Annotated in this window: 23 protein-coding genes; 16 read left to right on the plus strand and 7 right to left on the minus strand. The window is 72.2% G+C overall.

Annotation, left to right across the window (positions count from 1 at the left end; all coding sequences use genetic code 11):
* Nucleotides 1–217, minus strand: a 217-nt coding sequence (locus A6Q81_RS13585) for an ACT domain-containing protein (RefSeq protein ID WP_286690786.1), incomplete at its 3' end; no start/stop codon positions are given.
* A 125-nt stretch (nucleotides 218–342) separates the two neighbouring features.
* On the opposite strand from A6Q81_RS13585, the gene A6Q81_RS13590 reads away from it, so the two are divergent.
* From A6Q81_RS13590 to A6Q81_RS13600, 3 genes are all read left to right on the plus strand, one after another.
* Nucleotides 343–1,197, plus strand: a complete 855-nt coding sequence (locus tag A6Q81_RS13590; RefSeq protein ID WP_286690787.1) for an ABC transporter ATP-binding protein — start codon at nucleotides 343–345, stop codon at nucleotides 1,195–1,197.
* Nucleotides 1,198–1,275: 78 nt separating this feature from the next.
* The gene (locus A6Q81_RS13595) at nucleotides 1,276–1,725 is read left to right on the plus strand and encodes an NfeD family protein (protein WP_202967652.1); all 450 of its coding nucleotides are present in this window, start codon (nucleotides 1,276–1,278) and stop codon (nucleotides 1,723–1,725) included.
* 2 nt (nucleotides 1,726–1,727) lie between these two features.
* Entirely contained in the window at nucleotides 1,728–2,843 is a 1,116-nt protein-coding gene (locus A6Q81_RS13600) for an SPFH domain-containing protein (protein WP_286690788.1), read from the plus strand.
* Nucleotides 2,844–2,930: 87 nt separating this feature from the next.
* On the opposite strand, the gene A6Q81_RS13605 is transcribed toward A6Q81_RS13600, so the two are convergent.
* Nucleotides 2,931–3,458 (minus strand): YbhB/YbcL family Raf kinase inhibitor-like protein, encoded by a 528-nt coding sequence (locus A6Q81_RS13605; protein ID WP_286690789.1) that lies wholly within the window; start codon nucleotides 3,456–3,458, stop codon nucleotides 2,931–2,933.
* 223 nt (nucleotides 3,459–3,681) lie between these two features.
* On the opposite strand from A6Q81_RS13605, the gene pstC reads away from it, so the two are divergent.
* From pstC to A6Q81_RS13650, 9 genes are all read left to right on the plus strand, one after another.
* The gene (gene pstC / locus A6Q81_RS13610; RefSeq protein WP_236749704.1) at nucleotides 3,682–4,695 is read left to right on the plus strand and encodes a phosphate ABC transporter permease subunit PstC; all 1,014 of its coding nucleotides are present in this window, start codon (nucleotides 3,682–3,684) and stop codon (nucleotides 4,693–4,695) included.
* The gene (gene pstA / locus A6Q81_RS13615) at nucleotides 4,692–5,903 is read left to right on the plus strand and encodes a phosphate ABC transporter permease PstA (RefSeq protein ID WP_286690790.1); all 1,212 of its coding nucleotides are present in this window, start codon (nucleotides 4,692–4,694) and stop codon (nucleotides 5,901–5,903) included. Before pstC ends, pstA begins: the two co-directional genes overlap by 4 nt.
* On the plus strand, nucleotides 5,900–7,519 hold the full coding sequence (locus A6Q81_RS13620) for a substrate-binding domain-containing protein (protein WP_286690791.1): 1,620 nt from the start codon (nucleotides 5,900–5,902) through the stop codon (nucleotides 7,517–7,519). The genes pstA and A6Q81_RS13620 overlap by 4 nt, the downstream gene beginning before the upstream one ends.
* Complete coding sequence (locus A6Q81_RS13625) at nucleotides 7,516–10,092, plus strand: hypothetical protein (RefSeq protein ID WP_286690792.1); 2,577 nt, start codon at nucleotides 7,516–7,518, stop codon at nucleotides 10,090–10,092. Before A6Q81_RS13620 ends, A6Q81_RS13625 begins: the two co-directional genes overlap by 4 nt.
* Entirely contained in the window at nucleotides 10,089–11,021 is a 933-nt protein-coding gene (locus A6Q81_RS13630) for a sortase domain-containing protein (protein WP_286690793.1), read from the plus strand. The genes A6Q81_RS13625 and A6Q81_RS13630 overlap by 4 nt, the downstream gene beginning before the upstream one ends.
* A 148-nt stretch (nucleotides 11,022–11,169) precedes the next feature.
* Nucleotides 11,170–13,041, plus strand: coding sequence for an Ig-like domain repeat protein (locus A6Q81_RS13635; protein WP_286690794.1), 1,872 nt, complete (start codon nucleotides 11,170–11,172; stop codon nucleotides 13,039–13,041).
* Between the two features lie 68 nt (nucleotides 13,042–13,109).
* Nucleotides 13,110–13,970 (plus strand): phosphate ABC transporter ATP-binding protein, encoded by an 861-nt coding sequence (locus tag A6Q81_RS13640; RefSeq protein WP_286690795.1) that lies wholly within the window; start codon nucleotides 13,110–13,112, stop codon nucleotides 13,968–13,970.
* A gap of 1 nt (nucleotide 13,971) precedes the next feature.
* On the plus strand, nucleotides 13,972–14,694 hold the full coding sequence (locus A6Q81_RS13645; protein WP_286690796.1) for a lytic murein transglycosylase: 723 nt from the start codon (nucleotides 13,972–13,974) through the stop codon (nucleotides 14,692–14,694).
* A 167-nt stretch (nucleotides 14,695–14,861) separates the two neighbouring features.
* Nucleotides 14,862–15,659 (plus strand): TrmH family RNA methyltransferase, encoded by a 798-nt coding sequence (locus A6Q81_RS13650; protein WP_286690797.1) that lies wholly within the window; start codon nucleotides 14,862–14,864, stop codon nucleotides 15,657–15,659.
* A 35-nt stretch (nucleotides 15,660–15,694) separates the two neighbouring features.
* Here A6Q81_RS13650 and def read toward each other — a convergent pair whose 3' ends face one another.
* Nucleotides 15,695–16,291 carry a peptide deformylase gene (gene def, locus A6Q81_RS13655; protein WP_286690798.1) on the minus strand — a complete coding sequence of 199 codons (597 nt, stop codon included), beginning with the start codon at nucleotides 16,289–16,291 and terminating at the stop codon, nucleotides 15,695–15,697.
* Nucleotides 16,292–16,468: 177 nt separating this feature from the next.
* Between def and A6Q81_RS13660 the strand changes: the two genes are divergently transcribed.
* The 3 genes from A6Q81_RS13660 (at nucleotide 16,469) to A6Q81_RS13670 (ending at nucleotide 19,577) form a co-directional block, all read left to right on the plus strand.
* Nucleotides 16,469–17,776 carry an acyl-CoA dehydrogenase family protein gene (locus tag A6Q81_RS13660; protein ID WP_236749703.1) on the plus strand — a complete coding sequence of 436 codons (1,308 nt, stop codon included), beginning with the start codon at nucleotides 16,469–16,471 and terminating at the stop codon, nucleotides 17,774–17,776.
* Between the two features lie 14 nt (nucleotides 17,777–17,790).
* Nucleotides 17,791–19,014 (plus strand): acyl-CoA dehydrogenase family protein, encoded by a 1,224-nt coding sequence (locus A6Q81_RS13665; protein WP_286690799.1) that lies wholly within the window; start codon nucleotides 17,791–17,793, stop codon nucleotides 19,012–19,014.
* A 107-nt stretch (nucleotides 19,015–19,121) separates the two neighbouring features.
* Nucleotides 19,122–19,577 (plus strand): MarR family winged helix-turn-helix transcriptional regulator, encoded by a 456-nt coding sequence (locus A6Q81_RS13670; RefSeq protein ID WP_067857559.1) that lies wholly within the window; start codon nucleotides 19,122–19,124, stop codon nucleotides 19,575–19,577.
* Between the two features lie 46 nt (nucleotides 19,578–19,623).
* Here the strand turns inward: A6Q81_RS13670 and A6Q81_RS13675 are convergent, their stop codons facing one another.
* Nucleotides 19,624–20,643 (minus strand): zinc-dependent alcohol dehydrogenase family protein, encoded by a 1,020-nt coding sequence (locus tag A6Q81_RS13675; RefSeq protein ID WP_067857556.1) that lies wholly within the window; start codon nucleotides 20,641–20,643, stop codon nucleotides 19,624–19,626.
* A gap of 380 nt (nucleotides 20,644–21,023) precedes the next feature.
* Between A6Q81_RS13675 and A6Q81_RS13680 the strand changes: the two genes are divergently transcribed.
* Nucleotides 21,024–21,386 carry an FKBP-type peptidyl-prolyl cis-trans isomerase gene (locus tag A6Q81_RS13680; RefSeq protein ID WP_067857553.1) on the plus strand — a complete coding sequence of 121 codons (363 nt, stop codon included), beginning with the start codon at nucleotides 21,024–21,026 and terminating at the stop codon, nucleotides 21,384–21,386.
* Between the two features lie 64 nt (nucleotides 21,387–21,450).
* Here A6Q81_RS13680 and hrpA read toward each other — a convergent pair whose 3' ends face one another.
* From hrpA to A6Q81_RS13695, 3 genes are all read right to left on the minus strand, one after another.
* Nucleotides 21,451–25,071 carry an ATP-dependent RNA helicase HrpA gene (gene hrpA, locus A6Q81_RS13685; protein WP_286690800.1) on the minus strand — a complete coding sequence of 1,207 codons (3,621 nt, stop codon included), beginning with the start codon at nucleotides 25,069–25,071 and terminating at the stop codon, nucleotides 21,451–21,453.
* Complete coding sequence (locus A6Q81_RS13690) at nucleotides 25,068–25,832, minus strand: CPBP family intramembrane glutamic endopeptidase (protein WP_286690802.1); 765 nt, start codon at nucleotides 25,830–25,832, stop codon at nucleotides 25,068–25,070. The genes hrpA and A6Q81_RS13690 overlap by 4 nt, the downstream gene beginning before the upstream one ends.
* Nucleotides 25,833–25,834: 2 nt before the next feature.
* A partial coding sequence (locus A6Q81_RS13695; RefSeq protein ID WP_286690801.1) for a neutral zinc metallopeptidase occupies nucleotides 25,835–26,518 on the minus strand: 684 nt, incomplete at its 5' end.

Raw genomic sequence — 26,518 nt, forward strand, 5'->3', positions numbered from 1 at the left:
CGGCGTCCTCCAGCGCCCGCGGGTCGTCGGGCAGCGACACGAGCACGCTCAGCACGAGACGACCGCGGACGACGAGCTGCTCGACGTCGACGACCTCGACCTCGAACGGCTCGAGCGACGCGAACAGCCTCGTCGAGACGCCGCTGCGGTCGGGTCCCGTCAGGGTCAGCAGCAGGGTGGGCGAGGTGAGGTGCACGGCCGGCACGTGGGCGGTCATCGGGACCGAGGCTATCGCCCGACCGCCCGTCGGCGACGCGGGACGCCACGATAGGTTGGACACAGCGCGCTCGCCCCGGTGCGAGCGCGCCGTCGTCCGGTCCGACCAGCAGCAGGAGACCCCGCATGGCCACCGCGTTCCAGCTCGACTCGGTGAGCGTGGTCAGGCCCGGCAAGCGCCTGCTCGACGACGTCTCCTGGACCGTGCACGACGACGAGCGCTGGGTCGTGCTCGGCCCCAACGGCGCCGGCAAGAGCACGCTGCTGCAGGTCGTCGTGCTCGGCCCCAACGGCGCCGGCAAGAGCACGCTGCTGCAGGTCGTCGGCGCACACCTGCACCCGACGTCGGGCAGCGCGCAGATCCTGGGGGAGCGCCTCGGCGCCACCGACGTCTTCGACCTGCGCACCCGGATCGGGCACAGCGCGACCGTCGTCGCCGACCGGATCCCGCCGGTGGAGCGCGTCGAGGACGTCGTGCTGTCCGCCGCGCACGCGGTGACCGGACGCTGGCGCGAGACCTACGACGAGGACGACGTGCAGCGCGCCCGCCAGATCATGGGCGAGCTCGGCATCACCGGCCTCGCCGACCGCACCTTCGGGACGCTCTCCGAGGGCGAGCGCAAGCGGTCGCTCATCGCCCGCGCGCTGATGACCGACCCCGAGCTGCTGCTGCTCGACGAGCCGGGCGCCGGGCTCGACCTCGGGGCCCGCGAGGACCTCCTGGCCAGCCTCGACGTGCTGTCCTCGACCCCTGGCGCACCCGTGCTCGTGATGGTCTCCCACCACGTCGAGGAGATCCCACCGGGCTTCACGCACGTGCTCCTGCTGCGCGACGGCGCCGTCGTCGCGCGGGGTCCGATCGCCGAGGTGCTGACCGCGGAGAATCTTGGCAGCACGTTCGGGATGCGCCTCGAGCTCGACCACGTCGACGGTCGCTACGCGGCCCGGCGCGCGCAGTACGGTCGACGAGCGCTGCGCTGACGTCGTGCCTCACGTGGCTGGTAGCGTGACGCGCCCGACGCGTGTGCGCGACAGCGCCGTCACGAGAGGAGACCACCGATGATCGAGTGGATGACGGAGAACGCCTGGGTCACCTGGGTCGGTGTCGCCGTCCTGCTGGCGGTCGCCGAGCTGCTGAGCCTCGACCTCGTGCTGCTCATGTTCGCGATCGGTGCGCTCGCGGGCGCGGTCGCCAGCGCGCTGGGTGCGCCCTTCTGGGTGGCGATGCTCGCGTTCGGCGTCGTCGGCGTCGGGCTGCTGTTCTTCGCCCGACCACCCATGGTCGCCCGCCTGCACGCCGGCCCGACGCTCACCACCGGCCACGACGCCCTCGTCGGTCGGACCGGCGTGGTGCTCGAGCCGGTCGGCCCGTTCGGCGGCCGGATCACCCTCGCCAGCGAGGTGTGGTCGGCCCGCACCGAGGGCGACGCCGAGGTGGCGCCTGGAGCCGAGGTCGTCGTGACCCGCATCGACGGCGCCACCGCCGTCATCACCCCGAAGGAGTCCTGAGCATGACCGCCTTGACCATCTTCCTGGTCCTGCTGGCGATCCTCGCCGTCGTCGTCGTGACGATGACGATCAAGATCGTCCCGCAGGCCCGCGCCGGCATCGTGGAGCGGTTCGGCAAGTACCGCACCACCCTCTCGGCCGGCCTGAACATCGTCGTCCCGTTCATCGACAAGGTGCGCTACATGATCGACCTGCGCGAGCAGGTCGTCTCGTTCCCGCCGCAGCCGGTGATCACCGAGGACAACCTGACGGTCTCCATCGACACCGTCATCTACTTCCAGGTGACCGACCCCGTGGCCGCGACGTACGAGATCGCCCACTACATCCAGGCCATCGAGCAGCTCACCATGACGACGCTGCGCAACATCATCGGTGGCATGAGCCTCGAGCACGCGCTCACGAGCCGCGACCAGATCAACTCCGGCCTGCGCGGCGAGCTCGACGGGGCCACCGGCAAGTGGGGCATCCGCGTCAACCGCGTCGAGCTCAAGGGCATCGACCCGCCGCCGTCGATCATCGACGCGATGGAGAAGCAGATGCGTGCCGAGCGCGACAAGCGCGCCGCCATCCTCACCGCCGAGGGCGACCGCCAGAGTGCCATCCTCACCGCCGAGGGCCAGAAGCAGGCCGCCATCCTGACCGCCGAGGGCGAGAAGCAGGCCGCGATCCTGTCGGCCGAGGGCGAGAAGCAGGCCGCCATCCTGACGGCGCAGGGCGAGGGCCGCGCCATCGAGACGGTCTTCCAGGCCATCCACGACGGCAACCCCGACCAGAAGCTGCTGTCCTACCAGTACCTGCAGACGCTGCCGAAGATCGCCAGCGGCGAGAACGCCTCGACCTGGATCATCCCGGCCGAGCTCACCAAGGCACTCGGCACGCTCGGCAACCAGCTCGGCACGATCCCCGTCGACGGCGGAGGCAGCCGCACCCGCGTCGACCTCGACGAGCCCGTCGAGACGGGAGAGTCCTCGGCCGGCACCCAAGCCGCCGTCGAGGCGGCGCTCGAGGCCGCGAAGGCCGCCGAGAAGCCCGGGGTCGGGACCGGTGGCGGCACCGCCGACCCGGTCGTCCCGCCGTCGGCCACCGACGGCGAGGAGCCGCCGGCCCCGCAGGCCTGACGAGCACCCAGCCCGCGCAGGAGGGCCCCGGAGCAGCTGCTCCGGGGCCCTCGTGCGTCCGGCCGTCGTGCGCGACGGCGGGACGTGTCAGTGCTGGTAGGTGCCGTGGACGATCGCGCGGCCGAGCGTCTTGAACGCCAGGTTGAAGCCGACGACCGCGGGGCTGACGTCACCGTCGACCCCGAGCTTCTCCTCGCCGACCGCGTGGACCACGAAGAAGTAGCGGTGCGGCTGGTCGCCCTCCGGCGGCGCAGCCCCCATGAAGTTCTTGCCGCCGCCGTCGTTGCGGACGTGGAAGGCGCCCTCGGGCAGCGTGTCGTCGCTCGCGCCGGCACCGGCGTCGAGCGAGGTGACGTCGGCCGGGATGTCGACGACCGTCCAGTGCCAGAAGCCCGAGACGATCGGGGCGTCGGGGTCGTAGCAGGTCACGACGTAGGACTGCGTGCCCTCGGGGGCGCCGCTCCAGGACAGCTGCGGCGACGTGTCCCCGTGGGCGTTGACCTGGTCGTCCTTGAGCGGGGCGCCGTCGGTGACGTCGTCGCTCGTGACCGAGAACGACGCCGCGCCGGGCAGCAGCGGGTAGGGGTCGGGGGTGACGGGACGTTCGAGACTCATGGGCCCACGCTAGCGACGCGGACCTCCTCCTGCAGCGCGACCGCGGGCCTGCCGGGCGCGCGGCGCAGGTCCCGGGACGGGCCGACGACACGTTCCCCCGAGTGCTCGCCGACCATTCATCACCCGTTCACCGCAGACGCTCCGGACGCCGTCGCGCGCTGTCAGAGTTCTCGAGGCCCGTCCACCGACGCGCCGTCCTCCACCCCCCCCAGGAGCACCAGGCGTGACCACCGTCCTGCGCAGCGAGCCTGCGCGCGTCGACGTCGACGAGCCCCGACCGCTCTCGACGGAGCTCAGCGGCTCCGACCGCACGTTCGTCCTCTCCACCCGGAGCATCGCCGTGACGGTGCTCGTCATCACGGGTGGGATCGGCCTGTTCCTCGCGTGGTCGGCGGTGCCGACGATGCAGCGCTACGGGCTGGGGTTCCTCACCGAGACGCAGTGGGAGCCGGAGTCGGACAAGCTCGGCATCGGCTCGGTGCTCATCGGTACGTTCACCGTCGCGTCCGTCGCCCTCGTGGTGGCGTTCCCGCTGTCGTTGCTCGCGGCGCTCTACATCGCCGAGTACGCGCCCCCGGGCCTGCGCGCACCGCTCACCTCGCTGGTCGACCTCATGGCGGCGGTGCCCAGCCTCGTGTACGGGCTGTGGGGGTTCTTCCTGCTGAAGCCCTACGTCGCCGACGTCGCCCACTGGCTGCACCAGCACCTCGGCTTCATCCCGATCTTCCGGGTCGACACCGACCCCGACGCCGCGGTCTGGGACCGCTCGGCCTACACCGCCTCGGCGTTCCTCGCGGGTCTCGCCGTCGCGATGATGGTGATCCCGATGGCGACCGCCGTGATGCGCCAGGTGTTCTCGCAGACGCCGCCCGGCGAGCGGGAGGCCGCCTTCGCCCTCGGCGCGACCCACTGGGGCGTCGTGCGCACCGTGGTGCTGCCGTTCGGCCGCGGCGGCATCATCGGCGGCACGATGCTCGGTCTCGGCCGCGCGCTCGGCGAGACGATCGCGGTCCTGCTGATCATCTCGCCGTCGTTCGACCTGAAGGTCCGGCCGCTGGAGATCGGCACCAACACCATCTCCGCGCTCATCGCGGGCCGCTTCGGCGAGGCCGCCGACACCCAGCTGGCCGCGTTGCTCGCCGCGGGCTTCGTGCTGTTCGTCATCACCCTCATCATCAACTCGCTCGCCGCGATGGTCGTCGCGCGCAGCCGGTCCGGAGCAGGAGCCGACGCATGAGCGCGCCCACCCTCGACCCCGACCTCACCCGCACGACGGACCTCCCGGCCGTCACGGTCCCGCCCGTGACCACGCAGGCGGTCGCGCCCCCCGTGCCCGCCGCGCCGGCCGGCCGGGGCACGACGGCGGTGCGCACCGAGCCGTCCGTCGGCAAGAACGACGTCGACGGGCCGCGCCGCCTCCTGCGCTCGACGACGGCCGAGCAGCGCTTCGTCCAGCTGGGCGCATGGCTGGCAGCCGTCGCACTGGCCTGGCTCGTGACCGACCGCCTGCTGCCCTGGGACGGTGCGGTCGCGTTCACGCTGACGACCTTCGTGCTGGGCCTGGTGATCGTCGGGCTGCTCACGGCCGTGGTCGGGACGGGGCCGGAGGTCGTTGACCGCGTCATGAGCGCCGTGGTGCACGCCGCGGTGGTCCTGCTGGGCCTGGCGCTGCTGAGCACCGTGCTGTTCATCTTCCTGCGCGGCCGCGAGGCGCTGTTCCACGTCAACTTCTTCACCCACGACATGGAGGGCGTCGGTCCGCGCGACCCGTTCACGCGGGGCGGCATCCTGCACGCGATCGTCGGCTCGCTGATCCAGGTCGGCATCGCCGTGGCCATCACCATCCCGCTCGGCATCGGCACCGCGATCTACATGACCGAGGTCGGCGGCCGGCTCGCGCGGATCGTGCGCACCGTCGTCGAGGCCATGACGGCCCTGCCGTCGATCGTCGCCGGGCTGTTCATCTACACCGTCGCGATCGTGACGCTCGGGCTGCCGAGCTCGGGCCTGGCCGCCGCCTTCGCCCTGGCCGTCATGATGCTGCCGATCATCGCCCGCGCCTCCGACGTCGTGCTGCGGGTCGTGCCCGGCAGCCTGCGCGAGGCGAGCCTGGCGCTCGGCGCCTCGCGCTGGCGCACGGTCTGGCACGTCGTGCTGCCGACGGCGCGGCCCGGACTGGCGACCGCCGTCATCCTCGGCGTCGCGCGCGGCATCGGCGAGACGTCGCCGGTCCTGCTCACCTCGGGCTCGGCCACGTTCCTCGTGACCAACCCGACCGGTGGCGTCATGAACTCGCTGCCGCTCTACATCTACTCGACGGTCCGCTCCGGCGAGCCGCTAGAGATCGCCCGCGCCTTCGCAGCCGCCTCCGTGCTGCTGGGCCTCGTGCTCACGTTGTTCGTGGTCGCTCGCCTCCTGGCGCGACCGAGGAAGGGAACCCGGTGAACCAGAGTCTTCTCGCCCGCCCCGCTCGCGCGGGCGTCGGCGTCGTGCTGCTCGCGATCGCGGTGCTGATCGCGTCGTCGCGCCCCGCGGAGGCTGCCTACGCCCAGATCGAGGGGTCGGGCTCCACCTGGTCCCAGGTGATCGTCAACCAGTGGATCACCGACGTGTCGGCGAACGGCATCAAGGTGACCTACACCGGACGCGGCTCGTCGGCCGGACGCAAGGCGTTCGCGGCCGGCACCACCGACTTCGGCATCACCGAGGTGCCCTACCAGGGCAGCGGTGCGCAGGGCGGCGACGACCCGCCGCCGAAGAACCGGCCCTTCTCCTACGTGCCGATCGTCGCGGGCGGCACGGCCTTCACCTACCAGGTGCGGGTCGGCGGGAAGATGGTCCGCAACCTGCGCCTGTCGGGCGACACCATCGCGAAGATCTTCACGAACAAGATCACCAACTGGAACGACCCTGCGATCGCGAAGGACAACAACGGCACCAAGCTGCCGTCGCTGAAGATCCGACCGGTCGTCCGTTCCGACGGCTCGGGCACCACCGCCCAGTTCACGGCCTGGCTCGACTCGCAGCACGCGAGCGACTGGCGCCCGTTCTTCGGCCGCGCGGGCCTCACGTCCTACTTCCCGCGCAAGGGCAACGCGACCGGCGCGAACGGCTCGGACCAGGTGATGAACACCATCGCCGACGCGGCCGGCAACGGGACGATCGGCTACGTCGAGTACTCCTACCCGGTCAACAAGAACTTCCCGGTCGTGAAGGTGCTGAACCGGTCGGGCTACTACGTCGAGCCGACGCAGTACAACGTCGCCGTCGCCCTGACGAAGGCGCGGATCCGCAAGGACCTGACGCAGGACCTGCTCGGCGTCTACACGGCGCAGGACAAGCGGGCCTACCCCCTCTCGTCCTACAGCTACCTGCTGCTGCCGACCGGCGCGAAGGACCAGCGCATGACCACGTCCAAGCGCCAGTCGCTGGCGGACTTCATGTTCTACTCGCTCTGCGAGGGGCAGACGAAGGCCGGCAAGTACGGGTACTCCCCGCTGCCGCTCAACCTCGTGCAGGCCGGCTTCACGGAGCTGTCCAAGCTGAGGAAGGCCGACCCGAAGGTGAACCTCAACGACCGTTCGGTCACGAAGTGCAACAACCCCACGTTCGTGCCGGGCAACCTGTCGGCCAACAAGCTGGCCCAGATCGCGCCCATGCCGGCGAGCTGCGACCAGCAGGGCCAGGGGCCGTGCACCACGGGCACGGGCACCGCGCCCACGTCGGTGGAGCAGGCGAAGAAGGGCGGCGGTGCCGGCGGCGGGTCGGGCGGCACCGGCGGTGCTGCGGGCGGTGACGGTTCGGCCGGGGGAGGGTCCGACGCGCCCGGCGCGGGCGCCGCGATCGACCCCGAGACCGGTCTCCCGGTCGGCTCCGCCTCCTCGGGCGGCGGCGCGGCGACGGTGGCGGTGCAGACCGAGCTGACCGCAGGCCGGGCCGGTGACGACGGGATCTTCGGCACCCTCGCGGCGGTCGAGCTCCTGGCCATCATCCTGGCGCCGGGCGTCGTCGCCGTGGCGCTGCGGCGTCGCACGCGCAGCACGACGGGGGCACGCTCGTGAGGTGGCGCAAGGTCCTCGCGACCGTCGCGGTGGCCGCCGTCGGCACCGGACTCCTCACCTCGGCCGGCGTGCAGGCGCAGGGCGACGACGTCGGCGCGTTCCGCCAGACGAAGACCGTCGAGCGCACCTTCACCGAGAACGGCGACGAGGTCCGCGTGGACCGCCGCGACGTGACGGTCCAGGTCGACCACACCCGCAACCTGCGCGGACGCGAGCGCGTCCACGTGACGTGGGACGGCGCCCGCCCGAGCGGCGGTCGCTCGACGAGCCCGTTCGGCGAGAACGGCATGGACCAGGAGTACCCGGTGGTCGTGCTCCAGTGCCGCGGCCGCGACGATGCCGGCCTGCCGGCGGCGCAGCGCGTCCGCCCCGAGACCTGCTGGACCTCGACCGTCCAGCAGCGCTCGCAGCTGCAGGTGCCGGACGCCGCAGCCATCTGGCGCTCGGACCGCTACGCCGACGACACGGCGCGCAGCGCCCTGTCCGGGGTGCGGACGCTCCCGGCGAGCTGCGGCGGAGCCGCGCCGGGCACGTCGACGCACGTGACGCCGTTCGTGTCCGCGAAGGGCCAGACGTTCGCCTCCTGCTCCAGCGACACCCTGCCTCCCGAGGCGGCCGTCGACGCGTCGTTCCCGCCCGCCGAGCAGGCCGCGTTCACGACCGTGGACGGCAAGGGCGACATCCAGTTCGAGGTGCGCTCGAGCATCGAGAACGAGTCGCTCGGCTGCAACGACACGACCGCGTGCAGCATCGTCGTCATCCCCGTCATGGGCATCAGCTGCCTGCAGTCGGACTCGCGCCAGCTCAACGCGGCCTGCCGCAAGCAGGGCCGCTTCGAGCCCGGCTCGAGCAACTTCGACGGCCAGGGCGTCGACGAGAGCGTGTCGCCGCGCTACTGGTGGACCGAGTCGAACTGGCGCAACCGGATCAGCGTGCCGATCACCTTCGGCCCCGCGCCGAACGTCTGCTCCGTGCTCGACGACCGACCGCCGGTCGGCTTCTACGGCTCGGAGCTGATGTCGCAGGCCACCGTGCAGTGGGCGCCTGCCTACTGCCTGCGCAAGGACCGCTTCCGCTTCCAGCACAACGTCCTGCCCGACCTCGCCTCGTTCCAGCTGATGCAGCAGGACGAGATCCCGGGAGCCTTCGTCTCGAGCCGCAAGACCGTCGAGGGCGAGGCGCCGACCGCCTACGCCCCGACGGCCGTCACCGGGTTCGCGATCTCCTACGTCATCGACGAGCCGAAGAACGCCGGCGAGCGTCGCACGCTGAACCTCAACGCCCGGCTCCTCGCGAAGCTGCTCACGCAGAGCTATCCCGGCTCCAGCCTCGGCCGCCAGCACCCCGGGCTGGAGGACAACCCGGGCTCGCTGAACGCCGACCCCGAGTTCCAGGCCCTGAACCCCGGTCTGTCGACGGGGGAGCAGGAGGCCGCGGCCGTCCTGGTGTCGCTCTCGGAGTCCTCCGACGTGATCAAGGCGATCTCGACCTACATCGACGACGACCCGGAGGCGCGCGCCTTCGTGGAGGGCCGGCCCGACCCGTGGGGCATGCGCATCAACCCCGCCTACAAGGGCATGCAGCTCCCGGTCGACGAGTGGCCCTTGCTCGACACGTTCACCCCCGCCGTCCAGCAGGAGTGCCTCAAGCAGAACAACGACACGCCCTACCTGACGCGCCTGGCCGCGCCGGTGACCTCCTTCGTGAAGATCGCCGACGCGCTGCTGGATGCCTGGCCGTACTCGCAGACGAAGTGCAGCGGCCTCGGCACCGACCAGTTCCCCTACGTGCTCGGCCGGGCCGACCGTCAGGGCGTCGGCGCACGGTTCCTCGTCGGCGTGACGACCCTCGGCGACGCCGAGCGGTACGGCCTGCACACCGCCGCGCTGCAGACGTCGGCCGTGTCCCCACGTGCTCCGTTCACCGTCCGTGGACGGCAGTTCGTGGCGCCGACCGACGCGACGCTCGCGAAGGCGATCTCGACGGCCCGGCCGACCGGACGCACGCAGCCGTTCGCGCTCGAGGACGGGGCCGTGCGCCAGGCGAACGGCTACCCGGGCACGCTCGTCGTCTACACCGCGGCGAAGACCTCGGGCCTGGACCGCAGCACGGCGCGCACCGTCGCGTCGTTCATCCGGACCGCCACCACGGAGGGCCAGCGTCGCGGGTCGGGCAACGGCTTCCTGCCCGACGGCTACCTGCCGATCACCCGGACGGGCACCACCGCCGCCCTCTTCGCGTCGGCCCAGCAGGCGGCCCAGGACGTGGAGGCGCAGACCGGCACGACGCCCGGCGGCTCGGGAGGCGCGGGCGGCGGCGGAGCCACCGACCCCGCCTCCGGGGCGCCAGGGACCGACGGTGTGCCGTCCGACGCCGCGGCAGCCGGGGACGACCCCGCGGCGGCGGGCGGCAAGCAGCCCGTCGACGCCGAGCTGAAGAGCCTCGGCAGCACGCAGGGCGTCCACTCGGCCCTCGGCGCCTGGTTCCTGCCCGCGCTGATCCTCCTGCTCCTCGGCTGCGCGATCGCCGGCCCGGTGATCAGGCTCCGCGCGGCCGGGAAGGAGGACTCATGACCGTCGCACCCCTCAACGGTCGCCTCACCGGGCAGCGCCGGGGGAGTGGCGCCCTGAAGGGCAGTCTCGCCGCCGCGCGCGACACCTCGCGCGTCCCCGAGCGCGACCTCGTCCTGAGCAGCGGACTCATGGTCGTGGCGCTGCTCGTCGCCTGGGTGCTGCTCCAGACCCTCGTGCTCGGTGGTCTCTCCTACTCCCGCGCGCAGGACCGGCTCTACGACGAGCTGCGCACCGACCTGGCCGCGGGCACCGCGCCGACGGGCGGGGTCATCGCGCCCGGCCGCCCCGTCGCGCTCTTCTCGCTGCCGTCCCTCGACATCGACCAGGTCGTGGTCGAGGGCACGTCGGCCGGTCTCCTGCTCGACGGTCCCGGACACCGGCGCGACACCGTCCTGCCCGGCCAGGCAGGCGTCTCGCTCGTCTACGGACGGTCACGGACGTTCGGACGACCCTTCCACGTGATGATGCACGAGGCCGTGGGCACCCGGCTCGACGTCGTGACCGGGCAGGGGCGCTCCACCTACCGGATCGAGGGCGTCCGGCGTGCCGGCGACGACGTGCCCGCGCCCCCGGCGCAGGGACAGGGTCGGCTCACGCTCATCACCGCGGCCGGCGACGGCCGCCTCGGCGGGCTCCGACCGGACGAGCTGGTCTACGTCGACGCGTCCCTGCAGTCCAAGCCGTTCCCGGCCGGCGGCCAGCGGGTGAACACCCTCGGTCAGTCCGAGCTGGCGATGGCGAACGACACGTCGGTGCTGCCGTTGCTCGCCCTGACGCTCGGTGGCCTGCTCGTGGCCCTCGTGGGCATGCTGCTGCTGCGTCGACGGCTGCGCCCGGCCCTCGTCTGGACGGTGTTCGCACCGGTGTTCCTGGCCCTCGCGTGGTTCGCCGCGGACCTCTCCGTGCACCTCATCCCGAACCTCGTCTGAGTCGTGCACCGACCATTCACCGAGTCGCACCGAATGGACGTCTGCTGTTCACCGCAGACCGTCCGGACCCCCTCCATCGACGCCTAGCGTGCTCGTCGGGACGTCGCCCGACGGCCCACCCCCCTTCACGACAAGGAACTCCACGCGCATGATCTCCACGCGTACCCGGTTCGCCGCGGCCCTCGCCGTCGCTGCGACCTCGATGGCGACCCTCGGCGCCGTCGCACCGGCCCAGGCGGCCGACACCAACCCCGCCGACCCCACCTTCACGCCGAGCAGCACCGACCTGGTGGGCGTCGGGTCCGACACCTCCCAGCTCGCGCTGCACTACCTCGCGGAGGGCAAGGACGGCGTCGCCGCCGGCTACAACGCCTCCCGCACGGTCAAGATCGCCTCGTGGGCGGCCGACGGCTCGCCCTCCACGATCTCCCTGCGCAGCGGCGCCTCGGCGATCACCCGCCCGAACGGCTCGGGCGCCGGCAAGAAGCTGCTGTACGGCTCCAGCAACGACGCCAACGTCGACTTCGCCCGCTCGTCCTCCGCGATCTCCACGACCGAGCGCGACGCCGGCCTGAAGGCCTTCCCCTTCGCCGTCGACGGTCTGAAGCTCGGCACGCGCAAGGCCGGCACCGACGCCCCCGCGTCGCTGACCGAGGCGCAGGTGCTCGCCATCTACAAGGGCGACGTCACGAACTGGTCGCAGGTCGGCGGCAAGGACGCCGTGATCCACCCCTACGTCCCCCAGTCGGGCTCGGGCACGCGCTCGTTCTTCGAGGCCCAGCTCGTCCGCATCAACGACGGCAAGCCCGTCTCCCTCGGCTCGAACGTCAAGGAGACGCAGGAGCACTCCGACGAGAAGATCAAGGACGACCCGGACGCGGTCGTGCCCTTCTCGACCGGTCGCGCCAAGTCGACGACCAGCATCGGCCTGCTGAACGGCTTCAGCGTCCGCCGCGCGCTCTACAACGTCGTCCGCGGCAACGACCTCACCGGCTCGAAGGCCGCCGACCTCAACGCCGCCTTCGGCGAGACCGGTTTCGTCTGCTCCGACGCCGCCCGCCCGCTCATCGAGGCCGCCGGCTTCGACCAGCTGGCGCGCACGGCCCAGGGCGGCGTCTGCGGCCAGACGACCACGTCGGCGACGACCAACTTCCTCACCGCCGGTGGTCAGCAGAGCACCGTCGCCCTCACGGGCAAGGCGACGCCGAGCGGCAAGGTCACGCTGAAGGCCGCGGTCGGCCCGTCGACCGCCACCGGCACCGTGACGTTCACCGAGGGTGACGCCACCGTCGGCACCGCCACCGTGGACACGCTGGGCAACGCCACCCTCGCGCTCGAGGGCGTCGCCAAGGGTGCGCACAGCTACACGGCGACCTTCGCGCCCGACGACCCGCAGGCCTACTCCAAGGCGACCGGCTCGATCACCGTGACGGTCCCGGACGCGAAGTACTCCAAGGCCATCGAGGTCACCGCGCCCACGTCGGCCTACGGCGCGGCGCGCACCGTCACGGTGAACGTCGGCACCAGCGACCTCAAGGCCACCGGCAGCGTCACCTTCGTCTACGGCGACGCCGCCGAGCAGACGGCCGACCTGCAGGGCGGCACCGCGACCTTCACCGTCCCGGCCTCGCTGGACGCCGGCACGTACTGGGGCGCCGTCTCCTACTCCGGTGACAGCGACTTCGCCGAGGGCTACAAGCTCGTGAAGTTCGTCGTCACCAAGGCCACGACCCGCACCTCGCTCAAGCTCGCGGCGGCGAAGGTCAAGGTCCGCAAGGCCACGAAGGCGACCGTCACGGTCGGCATCACGGGCTCGACGCTGAAGGCGTCGGGCACGGTCACCCTGAAGATCGGCTCCAGCGTCGTCGGCACCGGCAAGGTCGTCAACGGCCAGGCCGTCGTCACGCTCAAGGCGCAGAGCACCACGGGTGCCAAGCGCGTCGTCGCGACCTTCGCGCCGTCGAGCAGCAACTACGGCGGATCCACGTCCGCCGTGGCGACCTACACCGTCGTCAAGTGATCGACCGCCGTGGCCGGCTCCTGCGGGAGCCGGCCACGGCGCGTTCCACCCGCCCCCGAGGAGAGACCATGTCCCTGACCGACGAGACCACCACGATCCCGGTGCTCGACGACGCCACGCAGAGCATCCCCGCGGTGCTCCCGGACCGGGCGTCGCTGGCGACGCTGGAGGCGACCGACGTGTCCGCGTGGTTCGGCACGCGCAAGGTGCTCGACCGGGTCTCCCTCACGATGCCCGCCGGGCGGATCACGGCGCTCATCGGCCCGTCCGGCTGCGGCAAGTCGACCTTCCTGCGCATCCTCAACCGGATGCACGAGCTCGTGCCGGGCGCCTCGCTCGCCGGCCGTGTCGAGATCGACGGCTCCGACGTCTACGACCCCGACCGCAAGCTCACCGACGCGCGTCGCGCGATCGGCATGGTCTTCCAGAAGCCGAACCCGTTCCCGGCGATGTCGATCGAGGAGAACGTGCTCGCGGGCCTCAAGCTCACCGGGACCAAGGTCGCGTCGCGCGACCGTGACGACCTCGTCGAGGAGTGCCTCACCAAGGGTGGGCTCTGGAAGGAGGTCAAGGACCGTCTCGACGCACCGGGCGGCGGACTCTCCGGCGGCCAGCAGCAGCGCCTCTGCATCGCCCGGTCGCTCGCCGTCAAGCCGCGCGTGCTGCTCATGGACGAGCCCTGCTCGGCCCTCGACCCCACCTCGACGCGCGTGATCGAGGAGACGATGCTCGAGCTCGCGCAGGAGGTGACGATCGTCATCGTCACGCACAACATGCAGCAGGCCGCGCGTGTGTCCGACCAGTGCGCCTTCTTCCTCGCCGCGTACGGCACCCCCGGCGTGATCATCGAGCACGGCGACACCGCGACCATGTTCGAGTCGCCGCAGGACCAGCGCACGTCGGACTACGTGAACGGTCGGTTCGGCTGAGGTGACCCGTCTGCTCTCGGTCCTCGGCGTCGTGGCGGCGGCAGCTGCGCTCGTCGTGACCGCCGTCCTGGCGAGCACCGCGCCCTCGACCCCGCGCGACGTGCAGGACCTCTTACCGGCCGCCGCGTCGGTACAGCTGCCCGACGCCGGTGCCGATCCGGCCGCGCCGTCGTCCGCGGGGACGAGCACGACGTCGCACGAGCCCGACCCGGCGTGGTTGGCGAGCACCGCGACGGCCACCGGCGTCCCGGCACGGGCGCTGCAGGCGTACGCGTCGGCCACGCTGCGGGCCGGTGCCGAGCTGCCCGGCTGCCGGCTCGGGTGGACGACGCTCGCCGGCATCGGGCACGTCGAGTCGGCTCACGGCGGGAGCACGCTGGCGCCGGACGGTCGCACGAGCGTCGAGGGTCCCGCGCTCGACGGCACGTCGGGCTACGCGGCGATCAGCGAGGACGGCGCCTGGGACCGGGCGCGCGGGCCTCTGCAGTTCATCGCCTCGACGTGGCGACAGTGGGGCTCCGACGGCGACGGCGACGGTGTCGCGGACGTCGACGACGTCGACGACGCCGCCTGGACCGCGGCGCGCTACCTCTGCGCCTCGGACGCGGACCTCACCACACCGGCCGGGTGGACGGCCGCCGTGCACTCCTACAACCACTCCGACGTCTACGTGCGCAGCGTCCTCGCCGCCGCCGACGCCTATGCCGCGCGCTCGGGCGGCTGATTCCCATCCGGTGATGGGAACCAGCAGCTCACCACGGTCTTCCCCCGCCCACCCTGGAAAGCATCCGCAGGTGAGCGACGGATTCCCATGAAGTGATGGGAATCAGTGGCCACGGGCGGCCGAGGCTGGGGTGGGGGAGGATGCTGAGGCGCCCGTAGGGTGGGCCGGTGGCCCGCATCGTGCACGTCGACGACCTCGACGACCCCCGTCTCGCCGACTACCTGCACCTGCGCGACGTGCAGATGCGGCTGGCGCACGAGAGCGAGCACGGCATCTACCTGGCCGAGGGCGAGAAGGTCGTGCGCCGGGCCCACGAGGCCGGTCACGAGGCCGCCTCGTTCCTCATGGCACCGCGCTGGCTCGACGGCCTGCGCGACGTCCTCGACGCGAGCGACGCGCCCTGCTTCGTCATGTCGGAGAAGGACGTCGAGCGGGTCACCGGGTTCCACGTGCACCGGGGAGCGCTCTCGGCCGTCCGCCGGCCCGCACCGGCCGACGTCGACGACGTGCTGGCCGCCGCGCGACGCGTGGTCGTGCTGGAGGACCTGGTCGACCACACGAACGTCGGCGCCATCTTCCGGGTGGCGGCGGCGCTGGGCTTCGACGCCGTCCTGCTGTCGCCGCGCTGCGCCGACCCGTTCTACCGGCGCGCGGTCAAGGTGGCCATGGGTGCGGTGTTCTCCGTGCCGCACGCCCGCGTCGACGACTGGTACGGGACGCCCGCGCTGCTGTCCCGCCACGGCTTCACCACGTACGCGATGACGCTCGCCGACGACGCGGTGTCGCTGGAGGACGTGCACGACGTGCCCGAGCGGCTCGCGCTCGTGGTCGGCTCCGAGGGACCCGGGCTCACCGAGCACTGGCAGCGCAGCAGCGACGTGCGCGTGACGATCCCGATGGCGGCGGGCATCGACAGCCTCAACGTCGCCACCTCGGTCGCCGTCGCCTGCTGGCACCTGCGCTGACGTCGTGGGGTCGCCGACGCTGCGACGACGCAGGCTCAGTCCTCGATCGCGGCCGGGGTCACCGGCCAGTCGCCGGGGTAGGCGTCGGCCAGCTCCTCGTGCTTCTTGTAGAGCTTCTTGCGCGCCTTCGCCGGCACGCGGTCGCCGAAGACGGTGCCGTGGAGGTGGTCGGTCTCGTGCTGCAGGCAGCGCGCGAGCAGGCCGGTGCCGTGGAACTCGACCGGCTCGCCCTTCTCGTCGAACCCGGTCACGCTCGCGACGTCGGGGCGCGAGCACTCGGTGAACGCACCGGGCAGCGACAGGCAGCCCTCGTCGGCGGTGTCGAGGTTGCGCTCGGCCGCCTCGGGCAGCGTGAGCCGCGGGTTCACGACCACACCGGTCACGCGGACGTCGTCGTCGTCGGGGCAGTCGAAGACGAACACCTTGAGGTCCACACCCACCTGGTTGGCCGCCAGGCCCACGCCGTTCGCGGCGTACATCGTCGCGACCATGTCGCGGACGAGGGTCTGGAGCTCCTCGTCGAACGACGTCACCTCGCGGAGCTCGTGGTGCATGACGGGGGTGCCCCACCGGGTGATGGGACGGACCGATCCGCCGTCGGGCAGGGGACGGGAGCTGGGGTGTGACGCCACCGCCCCAACGTATCGCGGGGTGAATCGCCCCGAGTCGTGGACTCCGCCCTGTGACGTCGGATACCATCGGTACGCGTCACTGCAACTCACAGTTACAGTGGAGTCGTGCACCCCAGTGGTGCCGGCGGGAACCCGTCCCGACCCCCATCACACCAACGTCCCTGCCAAGGAGACACCGTGGCGAACCGACCAGACCCCATGGGCATCGGGCTCGCGGTGCTGAACCGCATCGCGAGCTCGCCGGCCATCGACAAGCTCGGCCTGCGCAAGGCCACCGAGCGCGCCGTCTACCAGGGAGCCAAGTCCGGCTTCCAGCTCGCGGCCAACGCCAACCGCACCTTCAAGCGCGTCAAGGGCTCGGGCACGCCGCAGCGCCTCGGCGCGACCCAGGACAGCGGCCTGTTCGACCTCACCCCGACCGAGGACCAGCAGATGATGGTCGACGTCATCGGCGAGTTCGCCGACGAGGTGCTGCGCCCCGGCGCCGAGGCCGCCGAGAAGGCCGACGACACCTCCAAGGAGGTGCTCGACCAGACCAGCGAGTTCGGCCTGACGCTGCTGAACGTCCCCGAGTCGCTCGGTGGTCTGTCCGAGGAGCGCTCCGTGGTCACCGGCGTCCTGGTCAACGAGGCGCTCGCCTACGGCGACATGGGCCAGGCCGTCGCCTGCCTCGCGCCGGCGTCCGTCGCCACCGCCATCTCGCTCTGGGGCACCGACGAGCAGCAGCAGACCTACCTGCCGGCGTTCACCGGTGACGACGTGCCCGCCGCGGCGCTCGCCGTGGCCGAGTCGCGACCGCTGTTCGACCCGTTCGAGCTGCAGACCACCGCCACCGCGACGGAGGGCGGCTACCGCCTCACCGGCGTCAAGTCCGCCGTCGTGCGCGGCACGGAGGCCGAGCTGTTCGTCGTCGCCGCGGCGCTCGACGGCACCCCGCGCCTGTTCGTCGTCGAGTCGAGCACGCCCGGCCTGACCCTGGCCGCCGACCCGTCCATGGGTCTGCGTGCCGCCGGGCTCACCAAGCTGAGCCTCGACGGCGCCGTCGTCCCGGAGACTGCGCTGCTGGGCACCGCCGACGACTACCGCGAGTGCGTGCGGCTGTCGCGCCTGGCGTGGTCGGCGCTCGCGGTCGGCACGGGTCGCGCCGTGCTCGACTACACCAAGGAGTACGTCAAGACCCGCGAGGCGTTCGGCGAGCCGATCGCCCACCGCCAGGCGGTCGCGTTCATGGTCGCCAACATCGCGATCGAGCTCGAGGGCATGCGCCTGGTCACCCTCAAGGCTGCGTCGCGGCACGAGCAGGGTCGCGACGCGTCCCGCGAGATCGCCCTCGCCCGCAAGCTCGCGGCCGAGTACGGCATGAAGATCGGCACCGACGGCGTCCAGCTGCTCGGTGGCCACGGCTTCGTCAAGGAGCACCCGGTGGAACGGTGGTACCGCGACCTGCGGGCCGTCGGCGTCCTGGAAGGAGCAGTCCTCGTCTGAGGACGGACACGAAGATGACGATCAACCTCGACACCCCCAAGAAGTTCCGCGGGTTCATCCAGCAGGCCCACGAGGTCGCTGACAACTTCCTGCGCGCGAACTCCCGCAAGTACGACCTCGCCGAGCACGCCTACCCCAAGGAGCTCGACCTCCTCGCCTCGTTGATCGACGGCATGGGCGACTCCGGCGCCGGACAGGGCGCCGGTGCCGCCGGCGTCCGCCGCAGCGAGGACGCCTCGGAGAAGGACAAGGGCAAGGTCAAGAACGGCACCAACCTCTCCTCCGTGCTCTCGATCATCGAGATGTGCTGGGGCGACGTCGGCCTGCTGCTCTCGATGCCGCGCCAGGGCCTGGGCAACTCCGCCATCGCGTCGGTGGCCACCGACGAGCAGCTGGAGAAGTTCAAGGGCACGTGGGCCGCCATGGCGATCACCGAGCCCGGCTGCGGCTCCGACTCCGCTGCCATCCGCACGACCGCCGTCAAGGACGGCGACGAGTACGTGCTCAACGGCGAGAAGATCTACGTGACGTCCGGCGAGCGTGCCGACTCCGTCGTGGTCTGGGCGACGCTCGACCCGAAGCTCGGCCGTGCGGCCATCAAGAGCTTCGTGGTGCCGAAGTCGCTGCCGGGCATCCGGGTCGAGCGGCTCGAGCACAAGCTCGGCATCCGCGCCTCCGACACGGCCGTGATCGTGCTCGACAACTGCCGCGTGCCGGCGGAGAACATCCTCGGCAACGAGGAGATCGACACCAAGCAGGGCTTCGCCGGCGCCATGGCGACCTTCGACAACACCCGCCCGCTCGTGCCCGGCATGGCCGTGGGCTGCGCCCGCGCGGCGCTCGAGCTCACGCGTGAGCTGCTCGAGGACGCCGGCGTCGTCATCGACTACGACCGTCCCGCGACGTCGCAGTCGTACGCGGCGGCGACCTACCTGCAGATGGAGGCCGACTACGAGGCAGCGCTGCTGCTGACCCTCGAGGCGGCGTGGCTGGCGGACAACCGCAAGCCCAACTCCATGGAGGCGTCGATGTCGAAGGCCAAGGCCGGCCGCGCCGGCAACGACATCACCCTGCGGTGCGTCGAGCTGGCCGGCAGCCTCGGCTACAGCGAGGGCGAGCTGCTCGAGAAGTGGTCGCGCGACTCCAAGATCCTCGACATCTTCGAGGGCACCCAGCAGATCCAGCAGCTGATCGTCGCGCGTCGCCTGCTGAACCTGTCGTCGGCGCAGCTGCGCTGAGGACCGACGCCCCCGACCGCAGCACCGTGCAGGCCCCGTCACCCCCAGGGTGGCGGGGCCTGCCCGCGTCGTCGGTGCGGTGTGGGGCGTACCCCTAGGATGTCGACATGACTGGGCAGCTGCCGCCGGACTTCGACGTCGACTACCAGCTGACGCGGCTCGTCCGCCAGGTCAGGGCTCGGTCGTTGCGTAACCTCGCGACCATCCACGACGACCTCGACTACAGCACGTTCGTGCTGCTCCTGGCCATCGTCGACGCGACGACGTCGAGCGGTGGCGTGCGCGCGTCGGACCTCGCCGACTCCCTGCACGTCCACAAGTCGACCGTCAGCCGTGCGGTCCGCATGCTGGAGGACGCCGGGCTCGTCGACCGGACCCCGCACCCGGAGGACGGTCGCGCGCACGTGCTGCGGGCCAGCGCCGAGGCCGTGCGTCGTGTCGACGCCTACCGCGAGGACTCCCACGCCGCCCTCGCCCGCGTGATCGAGGACTGGGAGCCCACCGAGCTGCGCACGTTCGCGCAGCTGCTGGCGCGACTCAACGACGCCTTCGGCACTGAGTGAGCACGACGCCTTCGGCACTGGGTGAGCGCCGGGCGAGCCGCAGTCCTCAGGGTCGCAGGAGCACCTTGACCGCGCGCCGCTCGTCCATGGCGCGGTAGGCCTCGGCGACGTCGTCGAGGCCGAGCTGCAGGTCGAACACGTCGCCCGGGGTGATCGCGCCCGAGACGACGTCGGGCAGGAGCTCGTCGAGGTAGTGGCGCACCGGCGCGACACCGCCGGCGAGGCCGGAGTTCGTGCCGAACATGACCGGCACGTTGAGCTCCACGCCGTGGGGGACGCCGACGTAGCCGACGGTGCCTCCGGGACGCAGGCTCTGGAACGCCTGCTTCATCGACTCCTTGGTGCCCACGCACTCCAGGACGCTGTCGGCGCCGATCCCGCCGAGGATCTCCTTGACCTCCGCGGCACCCTCCTTGCCCCGGGTCGCGACGACGTGGTCTGCGCCGAAGCGCCGCGCAAGCTCCTGGCGGGGCTCGTGGCGCGACATCGCCACGACCGTCTCCGCGCCAAGACGCTTCGCGGCGAGCACCGCGCTGAGGCCGACGGCGCCGTCGCCGACGACCGCCACGGTCGAGCCCGGACCTACGCGGGCGGAGACGGCGGCATGGTGACCGGTCGGGAACACGTCGCTGAGCGTCAGCAGGTGGGGGACGAGCGCGTCGTCGACCGGCTGGGGCACGCGCACCAGGGTGCCGTCGGCGAACGGCACGCGGACGAGCTCGGCCTGGGCGCCGTCGTAGCCGCCGCCGTTGACGCACGAGGTCTGCACACCCTTGCGGCAGACCGCGCAGGTGTTGTCGCTGTACAGGAACGGGGCGATGACGAACTCGCCCACGGCCACGTCGGCCACCGCCGAGCCCACCTGCTCGACCACGCCGACGAACTCGTGCCCGATACGACGCGGCTCCGGCTGGTCGCCGTTCGCACCGCGGTAGGGCCAGAGGTCGCTGCCACACACGCAGGCAGCCACGACGCGGACCACCGCGTCGGTGTCGTCCTGCACGACCGCGTCGGGCACGGTGTCGAGACGGATGTCGCCAGGGCTGTGGAGGACGGTCGCACGCATACGTCCTTCCTACCAGTGCGGGGGTGGGCCTGCTGCTGGCCGTCGCGCGTCGTGCGTCCTTCGGGTGCGTCGGTCTGGGCGGTCGTGACCTTGCTGGTGCGCTGCCGCGGCTCGCGCTGGGTGTGGTCCCCGAAAGGGCCTCGACCGGGCGGCTGGCGGGCGCGGCGGCTCGGGTTCTCGGGCTGCGGCGCGGGTGGGACGCAAGAATCTGCGTTCGTGCGCTGAGATCCCAAGGCTTCTGCGTTGGCTACGGGATCCCGTCGTGAACGCAGAAGCCTTGTCTCGTTCGCGCGAATCCACCGCCGGTCCCGCGAGAACGCAGATGCTTGCGTCCGACGCGGGCCGCAGCCCCGACGGAGCAGGTGTGGAAGGATCGGGGCATGACCTCCAAGCCTGAAGTGGACTTCATCGAGGGCCCCGCGCCCACCGAGCTGCAGATCAAGGACATCATCGTCGGCGACGGCCCCGAGGCCGTGCCCGGCGGCGTCGTCGACGTGCACTACGTGGGCGTCGAGTTCGACACCGGCGAGCAGTTCGACGCCTCCTGGGACCGCGGCCAGTCCGCGCGCTTCCCGCTCCCGCAGCTCATCGGCGCGTGGCAGCAGGGCATCCCCGGCATGAAGGTCGGCGGACGTCGCCAGCTGGTGTGCCCGCCCGAGCTGGCCTACGGACCCGCCGGCGGCGGACACCGTCTGTCGGGCAAGACCCTCGTCTTCATCATCGACCTGCTGGGCGTCGGCTGATCCGACCCCCACGAACCACGACGCCCCCGGACCCTCGGTCCGGGGGCGTCGTCGTGCTCGCGCCTCACACGCGCAGGTCGTCGAGCAGACGGCGCAGCCGCTTGACCGACACCGGTCGAGCCGTCCCGAGGTTCTGGGCGACCACGCTCACCCGGAGCTCCTCCAGGGCCCAGCGGACCTCCTGCACGTCGGCCGCGGCGCGACGCAGCGGGCTCAGGCCACCGGTGCGCTCGTGGAACTCCGCCTCGAGCTCGTGCACGCGCACCAGCTGCTCGGTGAGCGGCGTGGCGAGCCGTCGACGCGCGGCCTCGAGGTAGACCGGCAGGCGTCGCAGCTGCTCGACGCCCAGGTCGCGGACGAAGCCCGGTGCCACGAGCCAGCTCAGCTGCACGCGGACGTCCTCCGCCGGCTCGCCCGTGCCCTGCGGCTGGGCCTGGCCGAGCTTCTCCAGCGACCGCAGGACGTCGCGCAGCACACCCGCGGTGACGTCGTGGACGTCGGCCCTCACCCGTTCGCGCAGGGTCTGGAAGGCAGCCTCGTTCCACACCGGGCCCCCGTGGCGGGCCACCAGGTGGTCGAGGGCGGCGAGCCGAGCGTCGTCGAGCACGGCCGCCGCGTCGCCGTAGGGCGAGGAGGCCAGCAGCAGCTTCTGCCGCAGGTCGAGCGTGCGGCCGAGCGAGGGCGTCGTGGTCGGGGTCGAGAGGGCGAGCAGCCGACCCTGGCCGCGCACCATCGCGACCTGCTGCTCCTCGGGGGTGTCGAGCACGCGCAGCGCCACCGACGTCCCCTCGTCGACGAGCGCCGGGTACCCCACGACCTGCCCGGCCGGCACGGTCCGCTCGAGCGTGCCGACGTCCCACGTCGTGATCCCGGTCCGGGCCGACTCCGCGGCGACCACCTCGAGGTCGCGGCGGACGACGTCCTCCAGCTCGGTGCGCAGCGCGTCGAGGTCGCGACCCCGGGCCAGCTCGGCGCCGTCGTCGACCACGCGGAAGGTCACCTTCAGGTGGTCGGGGACGGCCGAGAGGTCGAAGTCGTCGGGGGAGACGAGCGTGCCGGTGCGCTGCCGGATGCCGCGCACCAGCTGCTCGAGCAGCGGACCGGCCGCGGGGTCGAGCTGCTCGACGAGCGCCGCCGCGTGGTCGGGCACGGGCACCAGCTCGCGACGCAGCCGCTTCGGCAGCGAGCGGACCAGCGCCACCACCAGCTCGTCGCGGTGCCCCGGCACGTTCCACAGGAACTCCGCGGGGTCGAGGGAGAGGAGGTCGTCGACCGGCACATCGACGACGACGCCGTCGCTCTCGGTGCCGGGCTCGAACGTGTACGTCACGCGGTACTCGGCCGACTCCGACGTCCAGGTCGTCGGGTAGTCGTGCTCGAGGTCGTCGACGTCGGCCAGCAGCATCGCCGGGTCGAGGTCGAGCAGGTCGGGCGTCTCGCGCGACGCCTTCTTCCACCAGCTGTCGAAGTGACGCACCGAGACGACGTCGGCGGGCACCCGTGCGTCGTAGAACGCGAACAGCGTCTCGTCGTCGACCCGCAGGCCCCGGCGTCGGACGCGGTCCTCGACGGCCTCCGCCTCGCGGATCCGCAGGGCGTTGCGCTGCACGAAGGCGTGGCGCGTGCGCCACTCGCCCTGCACGAGAGCGTGCCGGACGAACAGCTCCCGCGCGAGGGCGGGGTCGTGCCGGCCGAGCGGCACGAGCCGGTCGACCACCAGGGGCACGCCGTAGAGCGTCACCCGCTCCTTCGCCATCGCCGCCCCGCGCCGCGCCGACCAGTGCGGCTCGGCGTACTGACGCTTCACCAGGTGCGCTGCGGCCTGCTCGACCCACTCGGGCTCGACCTTCGCGACGGTGCGCCCCCACAGCCGGCCGGTCTCGACGAGCTCGCCGGCCACGACCCACAGCGGCGGCTTGCGCGCGAGCGCCGACCCCGGGAACACCATGAAGCGCGCACCACGCGCGCCGAGGAACTCCTTGGAGTCGGCCTGCCGGACGCCGACGTGCGACAGCAGCCCGCTGAGCAGCGCCCGGTGCACGTCGGCCGGGTCGGCGCCGACCTTGCCCGGCTTCATGCCGAGGTCGCGCACGGTGCGGCGCAGCTGCGCATGCACGTCCTGCCACTCGCGGATGCGCAGCCAGTGCAGCATCTCGTCGCGGCAGAGCCGGCGGAAGGCGCTGCTGCTCAGCTCGTCGCGCTTCTCCTGCACGTACTGCCAGAGCACGAGCCAGGACAGGAAGTCCGAGTCGGGGCTGCGGAACCGCGCGTGCAGCTGGTCGGCGCGGGCCTGCTGCTCGGCCGGACGCTCCCGCGGGTCCTGGATCGACAGACCCGCGACGATGACGAGCACGTCGGCGAGGCACCCTTGACGGTCCGCCGCGAGGAGCATGCGGGCCATGCGCGGGTCGACGGGCAGACGCGACATCGTGCGCCCCAGCCGCGTGAGCCGGGGGCGGCGGTCGCGTCCCTCCTGCAGCGCCCCGAGCTCGGTCAGCAGCGCCCGGCCGTCGCCCACGGCGCGGCGGTCGGGTGCGTCGAGGAACGGGAAGTCCTCGACGTCGCCGAGGTCGAGCGACGCCATCTGCAGCAGCACCGACGCGAGGTTCGTGCGCAGGATCTCCGGGTCGGTGAACTCGGGGCGACCGTCGTGGTCCTCCTCGGCGTAGAGCCGGATGCAGATGCCGTCGGCCACGCGGCCGCAGCGCCCCGCGCGCTGGGCGGCGCTCGCGCGGGAGACAGGCTCGATCGGCAGCCGCTGGACCTTGAGGCGCTGGCTGTAGCGCGAGATGCGGGCGTAGCCGGTGTCGACGACGTACCGGATGCCGGGGACGGTCAGCGACGTCTCGGCGACGTTCGTGGCCAGTACGATGCGCCGTCCCGGGTGCGACGCGAAGATCTTCGCCTGGTCCTGCGCGGCGAGCCGGCCGTAGAGCGGCAGGACCTCCGTCTGGCGCCAGCGCAGGCCCTCGAGGTGGGCGGCGGCGTCACGGATCTCCCGCTCGCCGGACAGGAAGACGAGTACGTCGCCCTCGCGTGGCAGCTCACGGATGGCGGACTCGATGCCGTCGAGCATCCCGTCGTCCGGGTCGGTCAGCGGCCGGTAGCGCACCTCGACCGGGTAGGTACGCCCGCTCACCTCGATGACCGGCGCACCGTCGAACATCTCCGAGAAGCGCTCGACGTCGATCGTCGCCGACGTGACCACGACCTTGAGGTCGGGTCGGCGGGGGAGGAGCTGCTTGAGGTACCCCAGCAGGAAGTCGATGGCGAGGCTGCGCTCGTGGGCCTCGTCGACGATCACCGTGTCGTAGCGCGACAGGTCGCGGTCGTGGTGGATCTCGCTGAGCAGCAGCCCGTCGGTGACCAGCCGGATCTGGGTGCTGTCGCTGGTGCGGTCGTCGAAGCGGACGGCGTAGCCGACCTCCCGCCCGAGCTCGACCTCGCACTCCTCGGCGATGCGGGCCGCGACCGACCGGGCGGCGATGCGTCGAGGCTGCGTGTGCACGATGCGCTCGCGGCCGAGCAGACGCGCGATCTTCGGCAGCTGGGTGGTCTTGCCCGACCCGGTCTCGCCGGCGACGACCACGACCTGGTGGTCGCGCAGCGCCGCGGCGATGTCGTCGGCGCGGTCGGCGATGGGCAGCCCCGGCGCGACCTCCACCTTCATCGTCGACGTCGTCATCGCAGCCCCAGCCGGTCGCCGAGGACGAGGACACCGACGAACGCGAACACGTCGAGCAGCGTATGGGCCACCACGAGGGGCGCGAGCCGCCGGGTGCGGTGGTACCAGTAGCCGAACACGAGCCCCATGAGCACGTTGCCGAGCGCCTGGCCGAAGCCCTGGTACAGGTGGTAGCTGCCCCGCAGCAGGGCGCTGGAGACGATGATCGTCGGGGTGCTCCACCCGATCTGACGCAGTCGGGTGAAGAGGTAGCCGATCATCACGACCTCCTCGAGCACGCCGTTCTGGAACGCGGCGAGCACGAGGACCAGGGCCGTCCACCAGTAGACCTGCTGGGGCACGGTGACCACGTCGGCCGTGACGCCGAGGGCCCGGCCGGCGAGGTAGACGCCGATGCCGGGCAGGCCGATGAGGGCGGTGAGGCCGACCCCCTCCAGGACGGTCCGCAGACGTCCCGCTCCGGTGAGCCCGAGACGGCGCAGGACGCCGGGGCCGTCGCCGGCCAGCAGGAACAGCGCGAGGCCGACGGGCACGAGCGCGAAGCCGATGCCCAGCAGCTGGTAGGTGACGTCGAGCCACTCGCGGTCGCTGCGCGAGGCGTTGAGGGTCGCGGTGGCGTCGCGCAGCGGGCCGCGCGTGAGTGCGGCGAGCAGGCTGAGCGCGGCGTAGACGGCCGACTGGCCGAGGGAGACGCCGAGGACGAGCCAGACCTCCAGGCGCAGTCGACGGCCGTCCGGCGCCGCCGCGCCCGTGGCAGGGATGCTCACAGGTCGTTCGTGGCGAACGTGTCGCACTGGTCGGCGCTGCCGCCGTCGTAGCCGGCGAGGAACCAGCGCTGGCGCTGCTCGCTCGAGCCGTGCGTCCAGGTGTCGGGGTCGACCGTGGCCCCGGCCGAGGCCTGGATGTGGTCGTCACCGACCGCGGCCGCGGCCGAGAGGGCGGAGCGGACGTCGGCCGGGGTCAGGGGCTCCAGCAGCGTGGTCCCGTCGGCGTCCTGCGTCGTGGCGGCGTGGTGCGCCCAGACGCCGGCGAGGCAGTCGGCCATCAGCTCCACGCGCACGCCACCACCGGTCGCGCCGCTGCCGGACTGCGCGCGGCCGAGGATCCCGAGGATCTGCTGGACGTGGTGCCCGTACTCGTGGGCGACGACGTACTCCTGCGCGAGCGCGCCGCCGTCGGCCCCGTAGCGGCGGCCGACGTCGGCGGGCAGGGCGTCGGTCCAGTAGTCCTGCACGCTGTTGACGGTGCCGACGACGCGGCAGACGTCGTCGCGGTTGGCGTCGGCGCCGGTGCGGCACTGGCTGAGGTCGACGGTGGAGTCCTCGCCCGCGGTCTGGACCTGGCTGGTGTCGAAGGGACTCTGGCCCCCGGTGAGGGCGCCCGGGTCGACCCCCAGGAAGATCGCGACGAGCGTGACGACGAGGGCGCCGATGCCGCCGCCGACCAC

It is taken from the genome of Aeromicrobium sp. REDSEA-S38_B2 (assembly GCF_001628525.1).
In the GTDB taxonomy this organism is placed as follows: Bacteria; Actinomycetota; Actinomycetes; order Propionibacteriales; family Nocardioidaceae; genus Aeromicrobium; species Aeromicrobium erythreum.